The sequence below is a fragment of the Verrucomicrobium sp. BvORR034 genome (genome assembly GCF_000739635.1).
Taxonomy (GTDB): Bacteria; Verrucomicrobiota; Verrucomicrobiia; order Verrucomicrobiales; family Verrucomicrobiaceae; genus Verrucomicrobium.
In genome coordinates, this window is the sequence record NZ_BATQ01000012.1 from 26677 (window position 1) to 49951 (window position 23275).

Below are 23275 nucleotides of genomic sequence, written 5' to 3' on the forward strand. Positions count from 1 at the left end.
AGGATGAATAACGTGAAAGTTGAGATGAGGCTTGTTGCAGAAAATTATACATTTATGATCATGCAGAAAGTCTGCACAAACCATCCCCGTAGTATCCCGCGCATGGCACGATTTACTTTGCTCGACTATGGTATCTTCGCCGTCTATCTCGCGGCGTCTGTGTTCATCGGCATGTGGTTTTCCCGGGGCGAAAAATCGCTGAAGGAGTACTTCCTGGCCGGGGCGCATATGAATCGCTTCGTGGTCGCCATGACCATTCTTGCCGCGCTGTTCTCGGGCATCAGCTATCTGGCAGGGCCCAGTGAAGTGTACACCAACGGCATTGCCTTCTCCCTGGTGCTGCTGTCCTTCTTCATTGCCACACCGTTCACCTGCATCTGGATCCTGCCGCACTTCTACAACAGCCGTTACTTCACGGCTTATCATTTTCTTCAAGAGCGGTTCTCCCTTTCGCTTCGTCTGGTGGCATCGGGCCTGTTTATCCTGCGAGTATCCCTCTGGCTGGCGGCGGCCACTTACGCACCTGCCCTGGCGTTGAAGGAGGTGACGGGCATGCCGCTCTGGTTCACCATCATCTGCACCGGCGTCGTTTCCACCATTTACACCATGATGGGCGGCATGCGCGCCGTGATCTGGACGGACATCATGCAGCTGGGCGTGCTTTTTGGCGGCCAGTTGATCATCGTGCTCGTGGCGTTGGGAAAGATCCCTGGAGGCCTTGCCGGGGTGTGGGACATCGCTCACAGCAACGGCAAGCTTGACGTCAGCCTCTCCTTCGATCCCCGGGAGCGGGTCACCCTGTGGGGAGTCATCATCGGTGGTGCTTTCCTGAACCTGGTGCAGATGGCCACTGACCAGGTCTCCGTGCAGCGTTATCTCACTGCCACCAGCCTGCGGGAAGCGCAGCGATCTCTCTGGATCAAGCTCTGGATGATCCTCCCGGTGCTGGTGCTCTTCTATGGTACTGGGCTCGTGCTTTATGCGTTCTATCACAGCGCGGGCGACCCGCTGATCACTGGGCAGATCAACCGGGCGGACCAGATCCTGCCTTACTTCGTGATCACGCAGTTGCCGGGTGGACTGCCCGGCCTGCTGATCGCGGCCATCTTTGCAGCCAGCATGTCCACGGTGTCTGCCGGAGTGAATTCTCTCACGTCCGCCACGATGTGTGACTTCTACCAGACGCTCACCAAGCCCGGCCTGTTGAGCGAGAAAGCCCTGCTGCTTCGGGCCAAGCTGTTCACGATGTTTTACGGAGTGCTGGTCACGGGGCTCGCCTTCGGTATTGCTTCGATGAAGAGCAATCTGGTGGAATCGGTGAACAGTATCATTGGTCTCGTGGGCGGTCCCATGCTGGGGTTGTTCCTGCTGGGCATCTTCAGCCGCAGGGTGGACAGCCGTGGGGCCATCCTGGGTTGCGTGGCCGGGTTCCTCGCGCCGATCGGTCTGATGTTCTACAAGACTGTTCCTCCGGGTGGCGGTGATCCGGTGCCGATCTCGTTCCTGTGGTATAGCATGATCGGCTGCGTCGTGACCATGCTGGTTGGCCTGCTCACGCCTTCCCGATCTGTGCCACGGTGAGTCCGCCGTCCACCACGATGACTTCGCCGGTGATGTAGCGGGCGGCCTCGGAACAGAGGAAGACCACCGCACCGGCGCAGTCCTCGGGCGCGCCCACGTGTCCGAGCAGGATCTTGTTCTCATAGTGTGTGAGCAGTTCTTTCGCTTGCGGCACCATCCACTCCTGGGTGAGCGGGGTGCGGATCAGTCCCGGCGCAATGCCATTTACCCGGATGCCGTGAGGGGCCAGGGAGACGGCCAGAGAGCGGATGAGCATGAGCAGCGCCCCTTTACTGGCGTCATAGGCGCAGGAGTTGACCTCCCCTTGAAAGCCGTTGGTGCTAGAAGTGATGACGATGTTTCCCGGCCTGCCTGCCGCCACGAGCTGGCGGGCGAAGGCCTGGGCCAGGAAGAAGGTGGAGGTCAGGTTGAGCGCCAAGGTGCGGTCCCAGCGCTCTCGGGTCATTTCCAAAACCGGCAGGTCGAAGAAACTGCCGGCGTTGCACACCAGCAGATCCACTGCGGCATCTTCCGCGATGGCATCCATCATCAATTGCTCCGCTGCCGTATCCTGCGTGAGGTCGGCGATGAGATAGGCCTCCGGATCAGGGATGACGTCCGGGCGTGGCTGATGGCCGTGATAGATCACCCGTGCCCCGGCTTCGGCCAGGCCTTGTGCGACCGCGAACCCGATGCCTTGCGAAGACCCTGTGACCAGGGCGGACCGTCCCTCAAGAGAGAATGCTTTCATCATGCAGCTTCAGGTACGCGAGGGTGTTCGTCGAGGCAATGCGCGTCACCACCTCGGGCGGGCTTGCTTTCAGCGCGGTCACCTCCTTTTCATAGGTGCTGATGAGCTTCACGATCTGGTGATTGATCTCGGCGGCATAGCTGTAGAAGGGGGAGTCACTGCCCCAAAGGAATTTGGTGGGATACGCCGCCGCCAGATCCGCGATCACGCGATCAGGCCGGGTATAGTCGCTGTCAAACCGGCGCGACCGTGGAGCAATGTACGGCAGATCATCCACCGCCCCCACGCAGTGGATGCAGTGCGCCGAGCAGTCGAACCACGTGTTGGGCAGCTCGTTCACACGGTCCAGGCACTCGCGGTCATAACGGCAGGAGTGCGCCAGACAGAAGCGGACGTCGGGGCTCGCCTCCGCGAGATCCAGGATGTCAGAGGCCTGGGCCCAGAGATCACTCTCCGCGACGCTGCTGTGAATGAGAAAGGGGACATCCCACTCCCGCGCCAGTTCCAGGAAGACCTTCCCTTCATGCGCGAGCCGTTTGATGTCGGCCTGGATGATGGTGCTTTGGATCTTGATCCCGTGGAAGCGATACTGCCCCCTGAGCTGGCGCAGCTCAGACGCCTGGGCGGTGGTCTCACGCAGGGGGTCCACCATCACGAAGGGCAGCGTCTTGCGCCCTTCTTCAGGAAACAACCGGTGGCACTCCTCCAGCAGGCGGCGGTTCTCGAAGGCGTAGGGCACCTTCTCCAGTCCGCCGGAGCCAAAGCCCACCTCCCCGGCGCGAAACCGGGTGGCATCCATGGCGGCATAGGAAACAAACGGAAACACCACCCAATGCGTGACCCCCAGTGCGCCGCCCTCCTGGATCATGGCCACCAGCTGCTGGGCGTAGGGAAAGTCACCGTGCAGATAGAAGAGCAGGTCCGCGCCGACGTGGTTGTGGCAGTCGATGAGCATGAGGGGGAATGTAGGGTTCGTGCGTCACCAGGCTGTCCAGCCGCCGTCCACGGCGAGGTTCTGGCCGGTGATGAAGCTGGCGGCATCGCTGAGGAGAAAGACCACCGCACCGGCGATTTCCGAGGCGTGGCCCACCCGGCCCATGGGGACTCGGGATGACAGCCGGCTGACAAAGTCCGGATGATCCACCTGAACTTTTGGATTTGGGAAAGGCCCTGGCGAGATGGAGTTGCAGCGCACGCCATGAGGGCCGTGATGCACGCCGAAGTAGCGGGCCATCTGCTGCACCCCGGCCTTGCCTACGCCGTACTCGATCGGATTGGGCGTCATCGGCTCCTTGTACACTCTCGGATCGGGCGACACCGTGCCGTACATGCTGGAGAAGAGGACCATGCTGCCGCGTCCCTGGCGGGCCATGGCGGCTCCGACTGGTTGGGCCAGGCAGAAGGTGGCGGTGAGATTGCCGTGGTTGGCCGCATCGAACTCCGCCGCGCTGAGCTCATCGAGTCGGCGAGCGCTGGACTGGAATGTCATCACCACCAGGCCATGGGGCGTGCCTCGCGTGGCTAGTTGTAACTTCACGAACCCTGCGGACTCCGCCACATCGTTCACATTCAGCGAGGCCGGGGTGACCTGCTCCGTCCAGCCCGTCTCGGTCACTGCCTGGGCGGCCCGGTCTTCCAGATCCACGCACAACACGCGTGCGCCCATCTCCACGAGCTGCGTCACCACAGGTCGGCCCAGATAGCCTGCGCCGCCAAACACCCAGATGTCCCGCTGATGAAGATGAAACAACGGGGCGTGCATGTTTCTCTGGAGGTGGTGAGGGAAGAGGATTGGGGGGCCGACGTGTCAGTCAGGCCGGTTGGGGATTTTGGCTTGCGGCCTGCGGGCGAACAAGCGTAGGCTCCTGGTCACTTCCCCTGACCAGATGTCGTCTCCTGACCCGTCATCGCAACTGGCGCTGCCCCAGCGGTACTCTCTTACAACCCAGACTGTGCACAGCCTGAAGGAGGGGGTGCGCTCAGGGCACTGGCAGGGATATCTGCCGGGGGAGAGGGATCTCTGCGCCCAGCTTCAGGTGAGCCGACCCACCCTGAGGGCGGCGCTGGAGGTGCTGGAGGCGGACGGCTGGGTCACGGCATCAGCCCGCCAGCGTCGCCTCATCTGTGCCGGGGTGTCGGCCGTGACGGAGGTGGGGCCGTCCCGTCTCATTGCCGCCATCTCCTCCCGTCCCTTGCTGGAGATGGCCCCAACCTCCATGTGCCTGGTGGACGACCTGCGCGCCAGCCTCAATAGCGCCGGGTTTGGTTTTGAGCTGCACATCAGTCCGGCCAGCTACACGGAGCATCCGGACCGGTCGCTGGATGCACTCGTGAACCGCGTGCCGGCAGCGGCCTGGGTGATCTTTGGGTCCAAGGTTCCCATCCAGCAGTGGTTTGTGCGCCGCAAGCTGCCCTGTCTGGTGGTGGGGTCCAGCTCACCGGAGATCGCGCTGCCCTCGATTGACTCTGACTTCCGCGCCACCTGCCGGCATGCAGGCGGCCTGTTGAGGCGCAAGGGGCATCGGAGCATCGCGCTGGTTCTGCCCAAAGGAGCCTTCGGTGGCGATGCGGACAGCGAGAAGGGCTTCCTGGAGGCCATGGCCGCGGAGCCTGCCGCCGCACCCGCCGTCATCCGGCACGACGGCACCGCGCCACATTTGTGCAAGCTCATCGACAGAGCCATGAGCGGCCCCCATCCTCCCACCGCCTTCATTGTGGCGAGGGGGCTGCATGTGGTCACCGTCATGATGCACCTCATGCGAAAGGGCAAACGGATCCCCGAGGATGTGGCCGTGATTTCCCGTGATGACGACGCTTTCCTTGAGCATGCCGTGCCTCCTGTCGCCCGCTATGCCACCAGCCTCAGCCAGTTCACCCGGCGGGTCTCCAGTGCGGTGCGTCGGCTGGCAGAGCACGGTCGGGAGCCCGTGCGTGCCATCCGGCTCACCCCCAAATTTCTCCCCGGAGGCACCGTCTAGTCCTCGAACTCGTATCCCTTCCCGTTCATGAACACCCATCACGCATTTGACCCCAAGGCCCCTGACCTGGGTTTCGATCCCTACGACCTGCTCATTCACGCGGTCGCGCCCCGCCCCATCGCCTTTGTCTCCACGTTGTCTGCCGACGGTGTCCCCAATCTCGCCCCGTTCTCCTTTTTCATGGGGGCCGGCTCCAATCCAGTGAGCGTGTGTTTTTCCCCCTGCACCAAGGATGATGGCTCCTTCAAGGACACGCTGCGCAACATCCATGCGACAGGCGAATACGTCATCCACACCGTTTCTGGAGAGATGACGCAGGGCATGGTGGCCACTTCCCGCCCGGTGCCCTATGGGGTGAGTGAGTGGCCAGACAGCGGCTTCACAGCGGTGCCTTCGCTCAAGGTCAAGCCGCCCCGCGTGCAGGAGGCCCCCTTCGCCATGGAGTGCAAGCTGCACACCGTGGTGCACCACGGCAGCGGGCCGGATGCGGCGAACTACATCATCGGTGAGGTGGTCATGTTTCACGTCGCCCAGGGGCTAATGACGTCTGATCCTTCCGAGATCCAGCCGGGGGCAGTGGATTATGTCTCGCGTTTGGGCGGTGCGTCCTATGGACGCGTTTTACCCGAATCGTTGTTTGTCATGCGTCGCCCTGCCCCTTAAAGTACAATCTCTGGAGAAACAGCCCCTTCGATTCAGCAGGGCTGGCCATCGTTTCATCCCCCAACCCATCCTCGAGCCCATGAGAACCTCGAATCCCGCACTTTCAGAATCCACCTTTACCGAGTTGCGCGCCGGGGCCTCCGAGCGTCGCATGACGCTCCAAGGCACGGTGAACAAGACCGCCTTGTTCCTTGCAATCGTCTTCAGCACCGCCTGCTACACCTACAATATTGGCATGACCAATCCTCCAGCGGCCATGCCCTGGATGATCGGCGGTGCCATCGCGGGCTTGGTGTTGTGCCTCATCACCGTTTTCAAAAAGGAGTGGGCTGCCATCACTGGCTCCCTCTACGCCGTGGCCGAAGGGCTCTTCGTGGGGGCACTGTCCGCCATGTACGCCCTCCAGTTTCAGGGCATTGTGCTCCAGGCGGTGCTGCTCACCATCGGAGTGCTCCTGGCTCTCTTGGCTGCGTATTCCTTGCGCCTCATCAAGGCCACGGAGAACTTCAAGCTCGGCATCTTCGCTGCCACTGGGGGCATTGCCTTGGTGTACGTCATCACCCTGGCGCTGGGTTTCTTTGGCATTCAGATCCCCTACATCCACGGCAGTGGACTGATTGGCATTGGCTTCAGCGTCTTCGTGGTGGTGATCGCCGCCCTCAACCTCGTCCTCGACTTTGACTTCATCGAGCAGGGCGTGGAGCACGGTGCCCCCAAGTACATGGAGTGGTATGCCGCCTTTGGCCTGCTGGTCACCCTGATCTGGCTGTACGTGGAGATCCTGCGGTTGCTGGCGAAATTGGCGAGCAGGAAGGATTAGGTAGAGCAGTAAAAAGTTGAGAGTAAAAAGTCAAAAGTGGGGGCGCTGGCGCGGGTCAGCGCCCTCTTTATGTCTCGTGACCGATCCCGGAATCTCATCGGGAAGTTGGGGTGTTGATTTTGACAATCTGATCGTGTCCCAGTCCGGGCGATCCGATGCCGGAGGCATCAAAGCCATTAGCCGGATGGTTGAAGGAGCATAGCGACTGACACCTCCGGAAGGTCAAAATGCGTATTGCATCCCGGAGTGGATGCCAGCGACGTCCCTTTGCATGCGCATGTTGATGTCATCAGAGTCCCGGGTCAGGACTTTCATCTGCCTCCCGCGAAAACGGGACAAACTTTTCCATCCTCTATGCTGGAAAGCAGACGAAGTCTCCGTTTAGCTGCACTCATGAAACGCGCATTTCTCTATTCCCTCGTCGCCGCTGCACTCACGCTTCACTCTGCCTCGGCGGAGGAAGGCAAGGCCATCTTCAATGGCAAGGACCTGACCGGATGGGAGGGGAACAAGGACCTCTGGTCGGTCAAGGACGGGACCATCACGGGCCAGACCCCGGCTTCGGAGAGCGATCCCAAGAAGAGCCCGCTCAGCCACAACACCTTCCTGGTCTATAAGGACGGCAAGGTGGGTGATTTCGAACTCACTTTCAAATACCGCATCGTCGCCGGGAACAGCGGTGTGCAGTATCGCAGCAAGGAGCTGGCCCCCGGTGCCTTTGGTCCCGTGGTGAGCGGCTACCAGGCCGACTTCGAGGCTGGCACGACCTACAGCGGCATCCTCTATGAAGAAAAAGGCCGTGGCATCCTCGCTCAACGTGGCCAGAAGACAGTGATCAAGTCCCAGGCCAAGAATCCCGCCGACGCCAAGAGCAAGGACTTCGCGGTGGAAGCCACCGGCACTGTAGGTGACAGCAAAGAGATCCAGGCCTCTATCAAGAGCGAAGACTGGAACGAGTACAAGATCGTGGCCAAAGGCAACCACCTCCAACACTTCATCAACGGCAAGCAGACCGTGGACGTGACGGATGAAGACGCCGCCAATGCTCCCAAGGAGGGTATCCTGGCCCTTCAGATCCATGCCGGTCCTCCCATGATCGTCCAGTTCAAAGACCTGATCCTCAAGCAGTAGTCTGACCCGGATCTGAGATTCTCCATCTCTCCTTAGAGCCCGCCTTGCGCATCCCTTTGGGAAGTGCGAGAGCGGGCTCTTTCTTTGTCTCCCGACCAGTCGCATGTCTGCCGAGCTCCCGCCCTTGTTTCATCTCACGCCCGAAGGCGTTCTGGTTTTGACGCCAGAGGGGCTCGCGGCCACCGAGGAGGTGTCTGCCAAGCTTGAGAAGGCACTTCGGGCGACCCACGCGGACGAAGGCAGTGCTACAGCCGCCCTTTTGCACCTCGCTGGCGAGATGGCGGACGGTGATCTGCCTGCCGACCTCGCCTGGTGGCGGCATCTGGTACGGGAATTCGTCATGCAGTTTTGTCAGGTGCCCGGGCTGCGTGAGGGGGCCTGGCAGACCCCGGTGCAGCTGCCCGCTCAACCCATTTTGGACCAGTGGATCCAGGAGGCTCCGCCTGTGCAGGGCATGGAGTACCTCACCCCTGCCTGTCTGGCCGCCTTGTGGCAGGATCTGCACGGCACGCTGGCGGCGCACATCGTCGCAGCGGGCAATGATGTGGAGGCCGTCTTGCGCGAGTTGCACCCCGTGTGGCGGATGGTTGGCCGGGTCACCCTGCATCTGGCGGAGAACAAACGTGATCCCCAGCGTCCCTTCGCCTTCATTGCCACCTACACTCATCGGGTGAATGCCCGCAGCGAGCCACAGCACCTGCCGCTGGCCCGCGCCTTGCAGGACAGTGCAGGGCGAAATGATCGCAGTGCTCTGCAGACGCTGCTGGAGCCGCTCAACGCCGCCTCCAAACGCAGCTCGCTCGTGCAGCAGCTCATTGCTTCCAAGCGCGTGTTTCAGGCCCTGGCGTGGGAGCCGGCGGAGGCCTTCGCCTTTCTCCAGGAGATCCCGGTGTTTGAAGAGAGCGGCCTGCTTGTGAAGGTGCCGGACTGGTGGCAGGGGCGTCGCCCGCCTTCACCGCAGGTTCAGGTCACCCTGGATGCGGGAGACAAACAGAGCACGGTGGGGGCGCAGGTGTTGCTGAGCTTCAATGTGAATGTGGCCCTCGGCGGCGAGCCCTTGACGCGGGAGGAGATCGACAAGATCCTCGCCAGTGATGCCCCGCTTATTTCCTTGCGGGGGAAGTGGATCGAGCCCGATCGTGAGCGGCTTCAGCAGGCGTTGAATCACTGGCATCGTGCCGAGGCGGCCAACCGCGATGGCGTGCCCTTCCACGAAGGATTGCGCTGGCTGGCGGGCTGGCAGGGCGGTGCGGCAGCCGCGGACGGTGTCACCCTGGATGACACCGGTGGACTGGTCAATTTCATGGCGGGTGATGCCCTCCGCAACCTGCTCGCCGGCATGCGGGCTGAAGCAGAGGGAGCGGGCAGCCGTCCGCCATCAGGACTGAAGGCCACCCTCCGTCACTACCAGCAGCGGGGGCTGGACTGGCTGGACTTTATGGGCCGTCTTGGCTGTGGAGCCTGTCTGGCGGATGACATGGGCCTGGGAAAGACGCTGCAACTCATCGCACTGGTGTTGCGGCGGCGGGAGGCTCGCAGCAAGGCCGGGCAGCCCCTCACGCCCAGCCTCGTGGTGGCACCCGCCTCCCTGCTGGCCAACTGGGAACGTGAGTTCAAGAAGTTCGCACCTGCCGTGCCGGTGGTCATTGCACATCGCTCCTCATTGAGCGCCGGGGAGCTGGCGAAGGTGGAGTCTGGAGAACATCCTGCCATGAAGGACGGCGGCGTGTTCCTCACCACCTACACCACGCTGGGCAAGCTGACGGGGTTTAATGAAATCAACTGGGACCTCGCCGTGCTGGACGAGGCCCAGGCCATCAAGAACGCCGGGTCCTCCCAGGCCCGCACGGTGAAGAAGCTTCAAGGCACCCTGCGCATCGCCCTCACCGGCACCCCGGTGGAAAACCGTCTGGGCGATCTCTGGAGCCTCTTTGATTTCCTGAACCCGGGTCTGCTCGGTTCTGCGGGCTCCTTTGCCGCCCGGGCACGGCAGATGTCGAAGGCGGGGAGCGGCTACGCTCCGTTGCGCAAGCTGGTGCGTCCCTTCATCCTGCGCCGGGTGAAGACGGATCCCGCCATCGCGCCGGATCTCCCACGCAAGACGGAGATGACTGCCTTCTGCTCGCTTACCAAGCGGCAGGCCCAGCTCTATCAGCGGGTGGTGACCGCGCTGGCCCGGGAGCTGGGGGATACAGAAGATCAGATCCAGCGGCAGGGCGTGATCCTGGCCGCGCTCATGAAGCTCAAGCAGATCTGCAACCATCCCTCCCAGTGGAGCGGTGACAGTCGGTACCTGCCGGCGGACAGCGGCAAGTTTCAGCGTCTCGAGGAGCTCTGCTCCGGCATTGCCGACCGCCAGGAGAAGGTGATCGTGTTCACCCAGTTTAAGGAAATGACTCTGCCGGTGGCGGACTACCTGGCCACTGTCTTTGGCAGGCCGGGCCTGGTGCTGCATGGCGGCACGGCGGTGGGGAAGCGCGGCCAGCTGGTGGAGGAGTTTCAGAGCCCGGGCGGGCCGCCGTTCTTTGTCATCTCGGTCAAGGCGGGCGGCACAGGATTGACCCTGACGGCCGCCAGTCATGTGATTCACTTCGACCGTTGGTGGAATCCGGCCGTGGAAGACCAGGCGACTGATCGCGCCTACCGCATCGGCCAGACCAAGGCCGTCATGGTGCACAAGTTTGTCTGCCAGGGCACGCTGGAAGAGAAGATCGACGGCATCATCCGGGAGAAGCGCGCTCTGGCCAACGAGATCCTCGGGGGCGAGGGCGATGGAGCCGTGAAGCTCCTGACCGAGATGAGCGATAAAGATCTCGTCGAGTTCCTGCAGTTCCGTGCTATTGGCGCTGAGTAACCTGCCTTTCCCACTGCCCATTTGCTCATGTCCTGGTACTCCTACAGCTACGACGACTTTGAAGATCGCGCCGCCGCCAAGGCGAGGACGAAGCTCAAGGTGGAGAAGCGCCGCAAGAAGGGCGAACTCCTGGCACCTGTGGTACCGAAGGCCAAGCAGGGGCTGAGCATCACCTTCTGGGGCAAGGCCTGGAATCGCAATCTGGAAGCTTACAGCGACTACTCAAACCGTCTTCCTCGCGGGCGCACCTATCTGCGGCAGGGGGCGGTGATGGACTTGCTCATTGAGCAGGGGGAGATCACCAGCACGGTGCAGGGCTCGGATCTCTATGAGGTGCGCATCACGATCAAGCCGCTCTTGAAGAACAGGTGGCAGAGTTTGAAGGAAACCTGCACCGGCGGCATTGGCTCGCTGGTGGAACTGCTGGGGGGCAAGCTGAGCGACCAGATCCTGCAGCAAGTGACGGATCCCAAACAGGGCCTGTTTCCTGCGCCCAAGGAGATCGTCATCACCTGTTCCTGCCCGGATTACGCCGGCCTCTGCAAGCACGCGGCTGCCACCCTTTATGGGGTGAGTTGCCGTCTGGATGATGAGCCCGCGCTCTTTTTCAAACTGCGTGGTGTGGATGCGGCGGAACTCATCGGCACCAGCGCGGTGGATGCGGTGCAGGCGCTTACCGCGGTGGATGGCGCTTCGCAAGACGGAGTGATCGGCGCGGCGGATCTGTCCGACGTGTTTGGCATCGACTTGGGCAATCTGGAGATTCCTGATGGGCTACTGGATGCGGCACCTCCGGTGCAAGCGCGTTCCACGAAAAAGGTGGTGGCCAGGAAAACTGTCAGCAAGAAAGTGGCGAAGAAGGCAAACAAAGCCGTCACAAAGAAGAGCGCGGTCAAAAAGAAGAAGACATAGGGACGTGGGCAACTCAGCCCACTCTGCTCCGCACTTCTTTTTGATCGTCTTATGAAAGCTCTTCTGCCCGCGTGGCTCGGTCTGGTCTTGGCCCCGACGCTGTTTGCGGTGGATCCTCCGCCGAAGTTGACCGTTGACCTCGCGGGCAACGGTCAGTCTCAAACTTACACTGTGGAACTGACCCGCTCCAACCCGGAGTACGACTTTGAATCCGCTGTGCTCAAGGCAGGCAAGACGTCGATCCCCCTGGGCAAGGAGTTCACTGGCTTTACCGTTGCGCTGGAGGCGCATCAGGTTTTTGGAGATCAGCCGGCCAAAATTCTGGAAGTCACGGCGGAAGGGGACAGTGACTACCTCGTCCGCTACTTCTTTGCCATGGTGAATGGCCAGCTCAAACAGGTGGGCAAGGTCAAAGGTCAGGGGGATCTGAAGGTGCCGGGGAATGGCACGCTTGTCGCCACGGGCTGGATGGGTTTTTGGATGAAGACAGAGAAGTATCTCATCGGCAAGGATCTCTCGCTCACGCTGCTGCCGCAGGAGTTTTACTCCTTGGGCATTGATCAGACCTCCGGCATCGAAGGCACGGTGGTGGCGTCGTTCCCCGTGTATCAGAAGCGTGATGGCAAGACGGTGCTCGCCAATACGCGCAAGGACAGCAAGTTCCGCGTGCTGCTCTGGGACCCGTCATCGGCGAAACCGGGCGACGACATCGAGGCCAGGGGCAATCAATGGTATTTGATCCGCACGGAAAGCGGCTTCACCGGATGGGTTCGAGCCAAGCACCTGGAGATGGAATTTGCGGAGCTGCCGTGGGCGGGGTGATGCTTTCCCAGACAGGATTAACAAGATTTTTGAGAGATTAACAAGATGAGGGTGGGGGGGCTCGATGGCGTACCCGCCTGCATTCGAACCCGGAGGGTTCAATGCGTATTCGTGAATTAGGTAGCGTGGTGTGTTCTCCTCTCTGGGGAATACTGCGATCATCGGGAGAAGCTACACTGTTCTCAAAGCACTCAGAATTGAGGTTTTGACTGCCGCCATGCCGACTGCCTGACGCATCGCCTGCATTCGAACCCGGAGGGTTCACCCATGGGCGGTCGGGGGTGAATTCTACCGCGGAGCGGTAGGCCCCTTGCGTTGCTTGCCGCTGGCGGTTTCCGCCAATAAAAGGTCGCCCGGGGCTTGCTGCATCGCACGTTCTTGCCACCACCACTGCCTTGTGCAGCACCCATCATCTATTCGATGATGGGTGCTGTCATGTTGGGAAACTACTTCTTCGCCACACCCTTGATGCTGAAGTCATCGTACTGAACGTCCACAGGGTTCGTGGTAAGACTGATCAAGGTTTTGCTTTCGTGGGCGATGCCTTCGGACTTGAACTTGCCCACAGACTTGCCGTCCAGCAGCACTTCGATTTCATCGCCCTGGGTGCGGGCGGTCAGGGTGTGCCAGTCCTGCAGCGTCAGCTTCACGGGCAAGCTCTTGTTCTTGCTCTTGAGGAGCTCTTTGTCCTCGGCGCTCAGGCCACCGGGTTCTTTTTTCTTGGCGTAGATGTCATTGCGGAAGTTGCCGGTCTTGGCATCGCCGATGTTCACCGCGGTGGGGCTCACGTTGACGTTGCAGATGTGGCCGGCGTGCGAGCCCTTGAAGGTCTTGTCATCGAACCAGAGGTTGAAGCTCTTGGCCTTGTCGCTCGTGTAGCGGAACTTCACGTTCACCTCGAGGTCCTTCTCGGGCTCGATCACCACGTTGTCCACGGCGGAGTGGTCGGAACCCTCGGGCGTGATGCCCTGAAGCACGCCGTCCTTCACCACGCTGCCGCTCTTGTAATGACCCCAACGTTTGCCAAAGCCGTCCTTGGCGAAATCGTCAGCGAAGATGGTGCGGCCGTAGGTGCCAGTGTCCTGAGCCAGGGCGGAGGCGGCGGTGAGGGTGGCGAGGAGCAGGGGAAGGCAGGATTTCATCTTGAAGGGTAGGTTGCACAGGCTCGATTGAGCCGGAGCGGCATAACGTGGCTCAAGTCCGATTTCTCCCAGAATTTGTCCGATTCTACAGAGCCAAAGGCGTGGGGTCGTTTTCCATCCTACTTTTCCGATCAGCACGGCGCCGGACTTGATAATCTTGCCCCGCGTTGTGCGTATGGGGTAGGCTCTTCATTCACCCATTCCATCGCATGAGAAAACTCACTTTCTGGCTGGGAGTGGCACTGACGGCGTCTCTGACGTCTGGCTTTGCCGCCGACAGCAAATCGAAAACGATCGTCCTGATTGCTGGCAAGCAATCCCACGGCCCCGGTCAGCATGAACATAATGCCGGCGTACAGTTGCTGGCCAAGTGCCTCAAAGACGCAGGCACGCAGGCTGACATCAAGGTGCACCTGAATGCTGACTGGCCTTCTTCCGAAGAGCTGGGCAAGGCGGACACCATCCTGATTTATTCGGATGGGGGAGGCGGGCACCCGGCGTTACAAGGCGATCATCTTCAACAGCTTGACAAGGAGATGAAGCGTGGCGCGGGCTTTGTGGCGCTGCACTACGCAGTGGAGCCGACTACGGACAAGGGCAACAAGGAGTTCATCGAGTGGATGGGCGGCTGTTTCGAGACCCACTGGAGCGTGAACCCGCACTGGGACGCGAACTTCAAGGAGTTCCCCAAGCATCCGGTGGCCAATGGGGTGAAGCCCTTCACCACCAATGACGAGTGGTACTTCCACATGCGCTTCCGCCCGAACTTGAAGGGTGTGACACCGGTGCTGAGCGACATCCCGCCGGACACCACGATGAAGCGCCCAGATGGTCCGCACAGCGGTAACCCGACGGTGCGTGAAGAGGTGGCCAACAAAAAGCCGCAGCACGTCGCCTGGGCGGCAGAGCGGGATGGCGGCGGCCGTGGCTTCGGTTTCACCGGCGGTCACTACCACAAGGGCTGGGGCAATGACGACCAGCGCAAGCTGGTGCTCAACGCCATCCTCTGGAGCGCCAAGATCGATGTCCCCGCCGAGGGCGTGGCGTCCAAGGTGACGGAAGAGGATCTCAAGGTCAATCTGGACCCCAAGCCCGGACAGGGCCTGCCGGAAAAAATGCCTGAAGCCAAGCCAGCCGCAGCACCTGCCAAGCCCGCCGCCACCAGCGCGGCGGAGCCCAAGGCGCTCTTTCGCCGCGAGATCGGCAAGGCGGATGGCTTGGTCGAAGTGAAGGCGGATCTGAAAGGCGCGAAGGAACTGTATCTGGTGGTGACAGAAGGTTCAGACGGCATTGCAGCCGACTGGACCGACTGGGTGGAGCCCACACTGGTGGGAGCGGACGGCAAGCGCACCAAGCTCACAGAACTGAAGATCAAGAAGTCCAGCACCGGCTGGGGAAACATCGGGATCAACCGCAATGCCAGCGGCGGCAACCTGCGGCTGGAGAGCACCCCGGCGGGTCAGACCCTGCAGGGCTTTGGCACCCATTCGAACTCAATCATCGCCTTCGACCTCCCGGAAGGGACGGTCGCATTTGAGGGCAAGGTTGGTATTGACGAAGGCGGGACCAAACAGGGCGGGCAGAACAAGGTGGTGGCCCGCGTGTTCACCAGCGAGCCGCCCGCGGCCATGCTGGCCAGCAAGGGATCCGGCGGGGCGGAGAAACAGTACGGAGTGGAAGATGCGCGCGATCAGATGCGCGGGTTCAAGACCCCCGAGGGCCTGGAGGCCACGCTCTTCGCCGTGGAGCCCCAGATCCAGAATCCGACCAACCTCGACATCGATCCGCAGGGCCGCGTGTGGGCTGTGGAATCTGTGAACTACCGCTCCAGCATGAAGCCCTGGGGCATTCTGCGTGAAGCTGGCGACCGTGTGGTCATCCTGACCAAGCAGAAGGGCGACGGTGTGGCTGGCGAGAAGACATTCTACCAGAGCCGCGAACTCACCAACGCCCTGGGCATCTGCGTGCTTCCCCAAGACAAGGGCACCAAGGTCATCGTGAGCGCCTCTCCCAACATTTGGCTGCTGACGGACGCGGATGGCGACGACGTGGCGGAGAAGGCCGAGAAGATCTTCATGGTCGGTGGGAACTTTGACCACGACCACAATGCGCACGCCATCGTCTTTGGACCTGATGGCAAATTCTACTTCAATTTCGGAAACGAGGGCCGCGAGCTCAAGTGGCCTGACGGCTCCCGGGTGAAGGACAATCTGGGCAACGACATCTCCGACCAGGGCAAGCCTTACCGTCAGGGCATGATCTTCCGTTGCGACATCGATCTGGCCACGGCCAAGGCCACCAATGTGGAGACGCTCGGTCACAACTTCCGCAACAACTATGAAGTGTGCGTGGACTCCTTCGGCGGCATGTGGCAGTCCGACAATGACGACGACGGCAACAAGGGCGTCCGCATCAATGCCATCTTGGACTATGGCAGCTACGGCTACACCGATGAGATCACCGGCGCCGGCTGGCGCTCTCCTCGAACCAACATCGAGACCGAGGTGCCGCTGATGCACTGGCACCAGAACGACCCGGGCACCATCCCGAACCTGCTGCAGACCGGAGGTGGATCTCCCACGGGTATCCTCATCAATGAGGGCAAACTGTTGGGCAAGGCCTTTGAAAACCAGCTCATTCACTGCGACGCGGGCCCCCGCACGGTGCGCGCCTATCCAGTGAAAAAAGTCGGCGCCGGTTACACGGCCGAGATGGTGGACATCCTCACCACGGACGACAACTGGTACCGCCCTGCGGACGTGGCCATCGCCCCCGATGGCTCCCTCTTTGTGGCAGACTGGTATGACCCGGGTGTGGGCGGCCACAACATGGGCGACAACGTGGCGGAAAAGATCCGCGGTCGGGTCTACCGCGTGGCCCCGAAGGGCAATGCATATCAAGTCCCCGCCAAGGTGGATTTCAGCAGCGCTGCGGGTTGTGCGGAGGCTTTGAAGTCCCCAAACAACAGCACCCGCTATGTGGCCTATGTGAAACTGCAAGCTCTGGGTGCCAAGGCGGAAGATGCGCTGCAAAAGCTCTGGAAATCGGACGACGCAGTGATCCGCGCCCGTGCCTTCCACCTGCTGCTGCGCCTGCCCGGTCAGTACGAAAGCTGGGTGGCGAAAGGCCTGGAGGACAAGGATGCCGACATCCGGGTGACCGCGGTACGTGAACTTCGTCTGGCCAGCGCCACCAACACCCTGACCGCCGGTCTGAAAGACCTCCCCGCGTATCTGCTGCCCCGCATCAAGAAAGAGGCGGACAAACAGGTGCTGCGTGAGTATGCGGTCACGCTGCGTACAGTCATCGAACCCGTGCCCTCACAGGAAGCTGGCAAAGATGTAAAGACTCCGGACCTGCTCGCCGATTGCTGGGTGGCATTGGCTGCCAAGCACGATGGCAAAGACCGCTGGTACCTGGAGGCCCTCGGTATTGGCTCCATCGGGCGTGAAGACCGCGTCTTCTCTGCCTGGCTCGCCTCCGTGGGAGACAAGTGGGACACGCCTGCCGGTCGCGACATCGTCTGGCGTGTGCGCAGCACCGCCGCACTGGATTACCTGGCCCGGCTGCTCACCAACAAGCAGGCCAATGACGCCGACCTTCCGCGCTACCTGCGTGCCCTGGACTTCCTCCCGGACAGCGAGGTTAAAGGCAACATCCTGGTGAAAGTGGTCTCCACCTCCACGGATCGCAAGCTGGTGGCAGGTGAGGTCTTGAACCGCCTGGGCAAGTCCAGCTTCCGTGAGAAGCCGGAGGTGAAGTCCGTGCTCGACAAGGTGTTGGAGTCCGCGAAAGGCACTCCGGAGTACATTGAAGTGGTGCAGGGTTTCGGCCTGTCGGGGAAGGATGCGGAAGTGCTGCATGCCGCTCTGGCCGAGCCTCACAATCCGCTGGCGGTGGAAGCCATCAAACTGCTACTGAAGTCGCCGGCTGGACGCACCCAACTCACGAACGCTCTCACCTCGCCCAAAGCGGACTCGGTGGTGGCTCTTCTGGGCGGCAGCGGTGACAAGGCGGCGATCAGTCTGCTCACTGAGATCCTGACCAATGCCACCCGCGAGCTTCCGGTTCGCACTGCGGCAGTGAAGGCGCTCTCCCTGAGTGCTGCGGGCGCTGAGGCCCTGCTGGCCCTGGCAGAATCCGGCAAGTTCCCGGAGGAACTCAAGGCCAACGCCGGCACTGCGCTGAGCATGGTGGCGTATCCCGGCATCAGCGATCGTGTGGCGAAGACCTTCCCCGCCGCGACTGCGGCCGGTGGCAAGGCTCTGCCATCCATCGCGGAACTGGTGAAGGTCAAAGGGGATGTGGAGAAGGGCAAGGCCATTTACGCCAAGGCGGAGAGCACCTGCACCCTTTGCCACCGCGTGGGCAACATCGGGGCGGACTTCGGTCCGGGCCTGACTGAGATCGGCTCCAAGCTGGGCAAGGAAGTGATCTACGAGTCCATCCTCAATCCCAATGCTGGCGTCAGCATGGGCTTTGAGACCTGGCAGATCACGTTGAAGAACGGCACCATCGCCATGGGCATCGTGCGCAGCGAGACCAATGACGAACTCGTGCTCGCCCTTCCGGGCGGCGTGGCCAACTCGTTCAACAAGCAGCAGATCGCCGAGCGCAAGAAGCTGCCGAACACCATGATGCCCTCCGGCCTGCAGTCCATGTTCTCCCAGGAAGACCTGGTGAACCTCGTGGAGTACCTGGCCTCCTTGAAGGCGCCGGTAGCGGCGAAGTAGGGTTGTGTAGGTATCGAACCTCGGTTGAGGGCAGAGGGTTGAGCAATCAAGATCATGCCGGGCGGCTTCGTTGCTGCCCGGCATTTTTGTTTTGTGGACGGGTGAGGGGAGCGTAGCGCAGATTGGCAATCTGCTGTGCCGCCGATTGGCAATCGGCAGCGGGGAGGCGCTTGTGGGAGTCATATGGCAGGAAGGATACGGGTGGCGACAGCGATCCTGAGCCTTCCGCAGGATGCAGAAGGCACCACGCTGGAAGCGCGGGGTCCCCACTGACCGTGGAGCCTCGTGACAGGGAGGCTTGGAGAGCGCAGGCGGTCCGCACGCATCATAGGAAGAGGGCGCCAATTGTCGCTCCTGTCCTGAGTTCCCGGCGAGCCGCCTGCGCTCCCCCAATGCTTTGTGTGTGCCTTCAAGGGCAGCTTGGATGCGGCGTTTCCCCCAATCTTGACTTACGGCAAGACTCCTTCTACAAACGTTTTCTCCATGGACTTCAGATCGCTATCCAAGTCGCCGAGAGCTGCGGGCATCATTTTTCTCGCGATCGGCTTCGTTTTTGCCGTTGGCGGGCTGATCATGAAGCGGCAAGGGCAGAAAGTGGAACTCTCTGGTGTCACCAATTCAGGAACCATTTTGCGTGGTTGGGTGAAGCACAGGTCCAAGCGAAGGGACGCATACCATCTTGAAGTCGCATACCGGGCGGAGGGATCTGTCTGGCAGAGGAGTTTCAGCATCCATCGGGCTTATTATTTCGAGCACATGAACGAGGCAGAAAAAGTCACCCAGGCAGAGGTGCTCGTCCGCTATCAACGCTCTGACCCTGCGAATGCGATTCTGGTGGGTGCTGCCAACGACGGCGATGCTACGCTTTGGGCAGGTTTGGTTGCGCTTGGAATGGGCGCGGCTTTCCTGGCGTTTGCGGTGGTGCGCAAGCGAGCAAACCCGTAGCGCCGATTGGCAATCGGCGGCGAGGCAGGGCTGGAGATGGACGATGGCGGCAGCGACGTGAATCGCGGGAGTAGTCCTGCTGTCCTCAGCCGGTAGGGGAGCGGAGGGGATGGAGGGCTGGTGCCATTGCGGTTATTTGACCGTTGAGGACGCAGCGCATGCGTGCCTCCGGCGGACTGAACAGCTGAGGACAGCCGAACTACGGTAGCGTGCATGTGGATGCCATGGGGTGGGAAGGTTGCTGCTGGCGACGGCGATCCTGAGCCTTCCGCAGGATGCAGAAGGCACCACGCTGGAAGCGCGGGGTCCCCACTGCCCGTGGAGCCTCGTGACAGGGAAGCTTGGGAAGCGTTCTGCCACATAGGGACTCGCCTGCTGCAAGTGCGGCACGCCCGTAGCTGCGTTCGAGAGGCGTGCACAAGAAGAGGGCGCCCGTTGTCGCTCCGGTCCTGAGTTCCCGGCGAGCCGTCGGGAACGGCAGTCGAGCTGACTGCGCTCCCCAATGCCTTGACGTGTTGCTTCCAATGGAGCCTCAGTCTGGGTGGCCTCGCGACGGGCATCCAAACATTCGAGCGACGTGGAGGCGTAGAAGACGGTGGGAAAGCCGACAGCATCCGCTTTCTCCCCACCGCCATCAACACCTCCAGGTCAACCCCCAGGGGTCCTTGGCAGGCACATATTTCCCGGGATGCGATGTTTTCCCGTGGAGTGCTGCCAAGTGCTCAAGGTCTCCTTCATGGCCGCGAGGCGGGACGGAATCCAGCACCCCAGACATCTACTTCTCGATGAGGAGACCGTCGGGCTATTCCGGCAGCGTCGCTTCGAGCGTAGTCCGGACGTGCCGTCCGGCTCAGTCGCCGCATCCAACCGCGTTACATTGCCGAACGGCATTCTCCCCCCTCCGGAGAATCTGCAATTCAGACTGGCGCACGCTCCCGCCTCTGGTTAACTGCAAGCTGGCGGATAAAACCCCCGCCGTGCCCCCTTGAAAAAAGTCCTCCAGCGCATCTTCCAATCCCTCGCCCTGTGCTGCATCGCCGTGGCCTGCGGAGCCTCTGGCAACCAACCAGATACCGCCAGCCCCTCCAGCGTGTGGCGCGTGGAAAAGGACGGGAAGCAGGTCTATCTGGCGGGCACCATCCACCTGCTGAGAAAGGCGGACTACCCGCTGCCGGCCGTTTTTGAGCAGGCCTACACGGGCAGCTCCAAGCTCGTGTTTGAGCTTCCTCCTGGCAGTGATGAAAACAGCCAGGTGGCCAGCCGCATGCGCCAGCTCGGCATGTATGCCGGGGACGACGAGTTGGGCCGCCATGTCAGCGCTGCCACCATGCAGAAGGTGCGCAAGTGGGCCACGGAAAAAGGTCTCCAGGAATCGGTCGTGAAGAAGTTCCGCCCCTGGTTCCTGTCGCTCACCATTGCCGCCACCGAATACCAGATCCTGGGGGCAGATCCCGCCCGCGGCGTGGACACCTACTTTGAAAAGAAGGCCAAGGCAGATCAGAAGCCGGGGGAAGGACTGGAGTCGGTTGAGTTTCAGCTCGGCATCTTTGCCAAGCTCAATGAGAAGCTTCAGGAGAACCTTTTGGAGCAGACTCTGGGTGAATCAGAAACCCTGCCCAAGGATTTCGACGAGCTGATCGTGGCCTGGCGCAAAGGGCACAGTGACAAGCTTCAGGAACTGCTGTTCCGGGACGCCGACAAGTATCCGGAACTGCTGGAGGAGTTCCTCCTCAAACGCAACAGGGCCTGGGTGGCCCCCATCCTGAAGTACCTCGAGCGGGATGAGAAGGTGATGATCCTCGTCGGTGCCGGTCACCTGGGTGGCAAAGGCGGCGTGATTGCCCTGCTCAAGGAAAAAGGCTGCGTCGTGACCCAAGTGGCTGCCACTCCGTAAATCGGAGCGAGCGCAGCCCAGTGATGAGCCAAGGTGGAAGAGCCGTCCCGGCTCTTTGGGGATGTTGGGTGATGCGGAAGCAAGAACCGAGAAGGTTTTGCTACCATCGTCGTGAACAACCAGTCTCTGAAGCTACCTGCTTCAACACAGGCTCACCCTCCCTCACCGCTTCCGGCGGAACACCGCCACGTGCTTGTCCACGTGTTTGCCGGGCGTGAGGAGCTTCCTTGCCAGCGGATTGTGCGTGGTGGTCACCAACTCCGCCCCCAGATTTTGCAGAGCTCCCAGAGCCAGCTCATGCTCCTTGTCAAAGTAGCTGGTGATGACCAGGAGTCCTTCCTCGTCCACCTTGCTTAGGCCCTGCTCGAAGATCTTCTTCCACAGCTCCGGCCCATGCCAGTAGTTCTGGTGGCGTAGCAGGACCATGTTGAAATCCTCCCCCATCTGCTTGTGCAGGTGGAGCTTGGTGGCGTCCTCCAGCAGAAACTCCGCTGGCAGATGAGCGTGGTTCTCCCGTGCCTGCAGGATCTCGCGGATGCGGATGTCCGCTCCCACCAGATTGACCTGCCCCGCCGTCTGGGACTGGCCAAATTTCACCAGCGTTTCTGCCTCATCGCATCGCCCGCAGGCCAGGTTCAGCACCCGCAGATCCCCGGTGGGAGGCAGGTGCAGATGAGGGGCCACCGAACCTTGGAGAAGGTTGGTCAATACGGCCATGTCCCCGGCGATGGGGTTGGGATCATCAAGAAAAGACTGGGACATGGCAGCTAAAAACGGGGCAGAGAGGACTGAACGAGGCTAGAACTTTAACGTTTCACCCCAGACAAAACGGGCCGCTTGAGCCACGTCTTTATCGCCACGACCGCTCACGTTCACGATGATGATTTTGTCCTTGTCCATCTGCGGAGCCACCTTCATGGCGTGAGCCAGAGCGTGAGAGCTCTCCAGCGCGGGAATGATCCCTTCGATCTTGGACAGTGATTGGAAGGCATTGAGCGCTTCGTCATCGGTGGCGTAGGTGTATTCCGCCCGGCCTTGATCGTGCAAATAGGCGTGCTCAGGGCCCACGGCGGCGTAGTCGAGACCGGCGCTGACCGAGTGCGTGAGCTGAATCTGGCCGTCCTCGTTGGCCAGCAACCAGGTCTTGGCTCCCTGAAGCACTCCCAGGCGACCGCCTTGGAATCGGGCGGCGTGACGCTCCGGGATGATGCCTTCGCCCCCGGCTTCCACGCCGACCATGCCTACCTCTTTGTCATCCAGAAAGGCGTGGAACAAGCCGATCGCATTGCTGCCACCGCCCACGCACGCGATGAGGAGATCCGGCAGGCGCTCTTCGCGCTCCAGAATCTGGCGGCGGGCTTCCAAGCCAATGACGCGGTGGAAATCACGCACCATCATCGGGTAGGGGTGGGCACCGTAGGCCGTTCCCAGGATGTAGTGGGTGTCCCGTACATTGGTCACCCAGTCGCGCATGGCCTCATTGACCGCTTCCTTCAGAGTCGCCTGACCGGCTGTCACGGGTACCACTTCAGCACCCAGGAAACGCATGCGGGCCACGTTCAGCATCTGGCGCTCCATGTCCACCTGGCCCATGTAAATCACGCACTTCAGCCCGGCACGAGCCGCCACGGTGGCCGTGGCCACGCCGTGCTGCCCCGCACCCGTTTCAGCGATGATACGGGTCTTGCCCAGACGCTGGGCCAGAAGGATCTGACCCATCGCGTTGTTGATCTTGTGAGCGCCGGTGTGGAGCAGATCTTCCCGCTTCAGGTAGATCTTGGCGCCGCCCAGTTGTTCGGTCCAGCGCTTGGCGAAATACAGGGGAGTGGGACGGCCCACGTAGTCCGTCAGCAGTTGATCCAGCTCAGCGCGGAATGCCGGGTCATTCTTGGCCTTCTCATACTCCGCGGTCAGTTCCTGGAGGGCAGCCATCAAGGTCTCCGGCACAAACATGCCGCCGTACGGACCGAAGTGGCCGTGGGCATCAGGCATGGAGGCGAGGGGGGAGGGGGCGGTAGGGGTCATGGCGGGAAAGTGAGTCTATCGCAATTCCATCGCGGCTCAAAGGGT

The 23275-nt window shown here is 61.4% G+C and carries 17 protein-coding genes; 11 read left to right on the top strand and 6 right to left on the bottom strand.

Annotation, left to right across the window (positions count from 1 at the left end; all coding sequences use genetic code 11):
• Nucleotides 1-102 precede the first annotated feature (102 nt).
• Nucleotides 103-1581 carry a sodium/solute symporter gene (locus tag BV034_RS02475; RefSeq protein ID WP_265592545.1) on the top strand — a complete coding sequence of 493 codons (1479 nt, stop codon included), beginning with the start codon at nucleotides 103-105 and terminating at the stop codon, nucleotides 1579-1581.
• On the opposite strand, the gene BV034_RS02480 is transcribed toward BV034_RS02475, so the two are convergent.
• The 3 genes from BV034_RS02480 to BV034_RS02490 are packed head-to-tail and all read right to left on the bottom strand — an operon-like array spanning nucleotide 1553 to nucleotide 4073.
• Nucleotides 1553-2314, bottom strand: a complete 762-nt coding sequence (locus BV034_RS02480) for an SDR family NAD(P)-dependent oxidoreductase (protein WP_050023794.1) — start codon at nucleotides 2312-2314, stop codon at nucleotides 1553-1555. The genes BV034_RS02475 and BV034_RS02480 overlap by 29 nt on opposite strands.
• Entirely contained in the window at nucleotides 2292-3266 is a 975-nt protein-coding gene (locus BV034_RS02485; RefSeq protein ID WP_050023796.1) for an amidohydrolase family protein, read from the bottom strand. Before BV034_RS02485 ends, BV034_RS02480 begins: the two co-directional genes overlap by 23 nt.
• 24 nt (nucleotides 3267-3290) lie before the next feature.
• A complete protein-coding gene (locus BV034_RS02490; protein ID WP_050023798.1) occupies nucleotides 3291-4073 on the bottom strand; it encodes an SDR family oxidoreductase in 783 nt (260 codons plus the stop codon).
• A 124-nt stretch (nucleotides 4074-4197) separates the two neighbouring features.
• Between BV034_RS02490 and BV034_RS02495 the strand changes: the two genes are divergently transcribed.
• The 7 genes from BV034_RS02495 to BV034_RS02525 all read left to right on the top strand — a co-directional run bounded on the left by BV034_RS02495 (nucleotide 4198) and on the right by BV034_RS02525 (nucleotide 12491).
• A complete protein-coding gene (locus tag BV034_RS02495) occupies nucleotides 4198-5289 on the top strand; it encodes a substrate-binding domain-containing protein (protein WP_081887532.1) in 1092 nt (363 codons plus the stop codon).
• Between the two features lie 27 nt (nucleotides 5290-5316).
• Entirely contained in the window at nucleotides 5317-5952 is a 636-nt protein-coding gene (locus BV034_RS02500) for a flavin reductase family protein (RefSeq protein WP_050023802.1), read from the top strand.
• Nucleotides 5953-6031: 79 nt separating this feature from the next.
• The gene (locus tag BV034_RS02505; protein WP_050023804.1) at nucleotides 6032-6772 is read left to right on the top strand and encodes a Bax inhibitor-1/YccA family protein; all 741 of its coding nucleotides are present in this window, start codon (nucleotides 6032-6034) and stop codon (nucleotides 6770-6772) included.
• Nucleotides 6773-7165: 393 nt separating this feature from the next.
• A complete protein-coding gene (locus tag BV034_RS02510) occupies nucleotides 7166-7903 on the top strand; it encodes a DUF1080 domain-containing protein (protein WP_050023806.1) in 738 nt (245 codons plus the stop codon).
• Between the two features lie 103 nt (nucleotides 7904-8006).
• Entirely contained in the window at nucleotides 8007-10757 is a 2751-nt protein-coding gene (locus BV034_RS02515) for a DEAD/DEAH box helicase (protein WP_050023809.1), read from the top strand.
• A gap of 27 nt (nucleotides 10758-10784) precedes the next feature.
• Nucleotides 10785-11669: an SWIM zinc finger family protein gene (locus BV034_RS02520; protein ID WP_050023811.1), complete on the top strand. Its 885-nt coding sequence runs from the start codon at nucleotides 10785-10787 to the stop codon at nucleotides 11667-11669.
• Nucleotides 11670-11720: 51 nt separating this feature from the next.
• Nucleotides 11721-12491: an SH3 domain-containing protein gene (locus BV034_RS02525; protein ID WP_050023812.1), complete on the top strand. Its 771-nt coding sequence runs from the start codon at nucleotides 11721-11723 to the stop codon at nucleotides 12489-12491.
• 446 nt (nucleotides 12492-12937) lie between these two features.
• On the opposite strand, the gene BV034_RS02530 is transcribed toward BV034_RS02525, so the two are convergent.
• The gene (locus tag BV034_RS02530; RefSeq protein WP_050023814.1) at nucleotides 12938-13633 is read right to left on the bottom strand and encodes a hypothetical protein; all 696 of its coding nucleotides are present in this window, start codon (nucleotides 13631-13633) and stop codon (nucleotides 12938-12940) included.
• A 209-nt stretch (nucleotides 13634-13842) separates the two neighbouring features.
• Between BV034_RS02530 and BV034_RS02535 the strand changes: the two genes are divergently transcribed.
• The 3 genes from BV034_RS02535 to BV034_RS02550 all read left to right on the top strand — a co-directional run bounded on the left by BV034_RS02535 (nucleotide 13843) and on the right by BV034_RS02550 (nucleotide 21205).
• On the top strand, nucleotides 13843-18366 hold the full coding sequence (locus tag BV034_RS02535; protein WP_050023816.1) for a PVC-type heme-binding CxxCH protein: 4524 nt from the start codon (nucleotides 13843-13845) through the stop codon (nucleotides 18364-18366).
• 444 nt (nucleotides 18367-18810) lie between these two features.
• Nucleotides 18811-19311 (top strand): DUF3592 domain-containing protein, encoded by a 501-nt coding sequence (locus BV034_RS02540; RefSeq protein WP_265592546.1) that lies wholly within the window; start codon nucleotides 18811-18813, stop codon nucleotides 19309-19311.
• 985 nt (nucleotides 19312-20296) lie between these two features.
• The gene (locus BV034_RS02550; protein ID WP_050023822.1) at nucleotides 20297-21205 is read left to right on the top strand and encodes a TraB/GumN family protein; all 909 of its coding nucleotides are present in this window, start codon (nucleotides 20297-20299) and stop codon (nucleotides 21203-21205) included.
• A 162-nt stretch (nucleotides 21206-21367) separates the two neighbouring features.
• Here BV034_RS02550 and BV034_RS02555 read toward each other — a convergent pair whose 3' ends face one another.
• Nucleotides 21368-21967 (bottom strand): hypothetical protein, encoded by a 600-nt coding sequence (locus tag BV034_RS02555; RefSeq protein ID WP_050023824.1) that lies wholly within the window; start codon nucleotides 21965-21967, stop codon nucleotides 21368-21370.
• 36 nt (nucleotides 21968-22003) lie between these two features.
• Nucleotides 22004-23230: a tryptophan synthase subunit beta gene (gene trpB, locus BV034_RS02560; protein ID WP_050023826.1), complete on the bottom strand. Its 1227-nt coding sequence runs from the start codon at nucleotides 23228-23230 to the stop codon at nucleotides 22004-22006.
• Nucleotides 23231-23275: the final 45 nt, after the last annotated feature.

What these genes read in the sequence shown, in the direction of transcription:
- BV034_RS02475 (WP_265592545.1), top strand. Translation starts at nt 103, where the DNA reads ATGGCACGATTTACTTTGCTCGACTATGGTATCTTCGCCGTCTATCTC.
- BV034_RS02480 (WP_050023794.1), bottom strand. Translation starts at nt 2,314, where the DNA reads ATGATGAAAGCATTCTCTCTTGAGGGACGGTCCGCCCTGGTCACAGGG.
- BV034_RS02485 (WP_050023796.1), bottom strand. Translation starts at nt 3,266, where the DNA reads ATGCTCATCGACTGCCACAACCACGTCGGCGCGGACCTGCTCTTCTAT.
- BV034_RS02490 (WP_050023798.1), bottom strand. Translation starts at nt 4,073, where the DNA reads ATGCACGCCCCGTTGTTTCATCTTCATCAGCGGGACATCTGGGTGTTT.
- BV034_RS02495 (WP_081887532.1), top strand. Translation starts at nt 4,198, where the DNA reads ATGTCGTCTCCTGACCCGTCATCGCAACTGGCGCTGCCCCAGCGGTAC.
- BV034_RS02500 (WP_050023802.1), top strand. Translation starts at nt 5,317, where the DNA reads ATGAACACCCATCACGCATTTGACCCCAAGGCCCCTGACCTGGGTTTC.
- BV034_RS02505 (WP_050023804.1), top strand. Translation starts at nt 6,032, where the DNA reads ATGAGAACCTCGAATCCCGCACTTTCAGAATCCACCTTTACCGAGTTG.
- BV034_RS02510 (WP_050023806.1), top strand. Translation starts at nt 7,166, where the DNA reads ATGAAACGCGCATTTCTCTATTCCCTCGTCGCCGCTGCACTCACGCTT.
- BV034_RS02515 (WP_050023809.1), top strand. Translation starts at nt 8,007, where the DNA reads ATGTCTGCCGAGCTCCCGCCCTTGTTTCATCTCACGCCCGAAGGCGTT.
- BV034_RS02520 (WP_050023811.1), top strand. Translation starts at nt 10,785, where the DNA reads ATGTCCTGGTACTCCTACAGCTACGACGACTTTGAAGATCGCGCCGCC.
- BV034_RS02525 (WP_050023812.1), top strand. Translation starts at nt 11,721, where the DNA reads ATGAAAGCTCTTCTGCCCGCGTGGCTCGGTCTGGTCTTGGCCCCGACG.
- BV034_RS02530 (WP_050023814.1), bottom strand. Translation starts at nt 13,633, where the DNA reads ATGAAATCCTGCCTTCCCCTGCTCCTCGCCACCCTCACCGCCGCCTCC.
- BV034_RS02535 (WP_050023816.1), top strand. Translation starts at nt 13,843, where the DNA reads ATGAGAAAACTCACTTTCTGGCTGGGAGTGGCACTGACGGCGTCTCTG.
- BV034_RS02555 (WP_050023824.1), bottom strand. Translation starts at nt 21,967, where the DNA reads ATGTCCCAGTCTTTTCTTGATGATCCCAACCCCATCGCCGGGGACATG.
- trpB (WP_050023826.1), bottom strand. Translation starts at nt 23,230, where the DNA reads ATGACCCCTACCGCCCCCTCCCCCCTCGCCTCCATGCCTGATGCCCAC.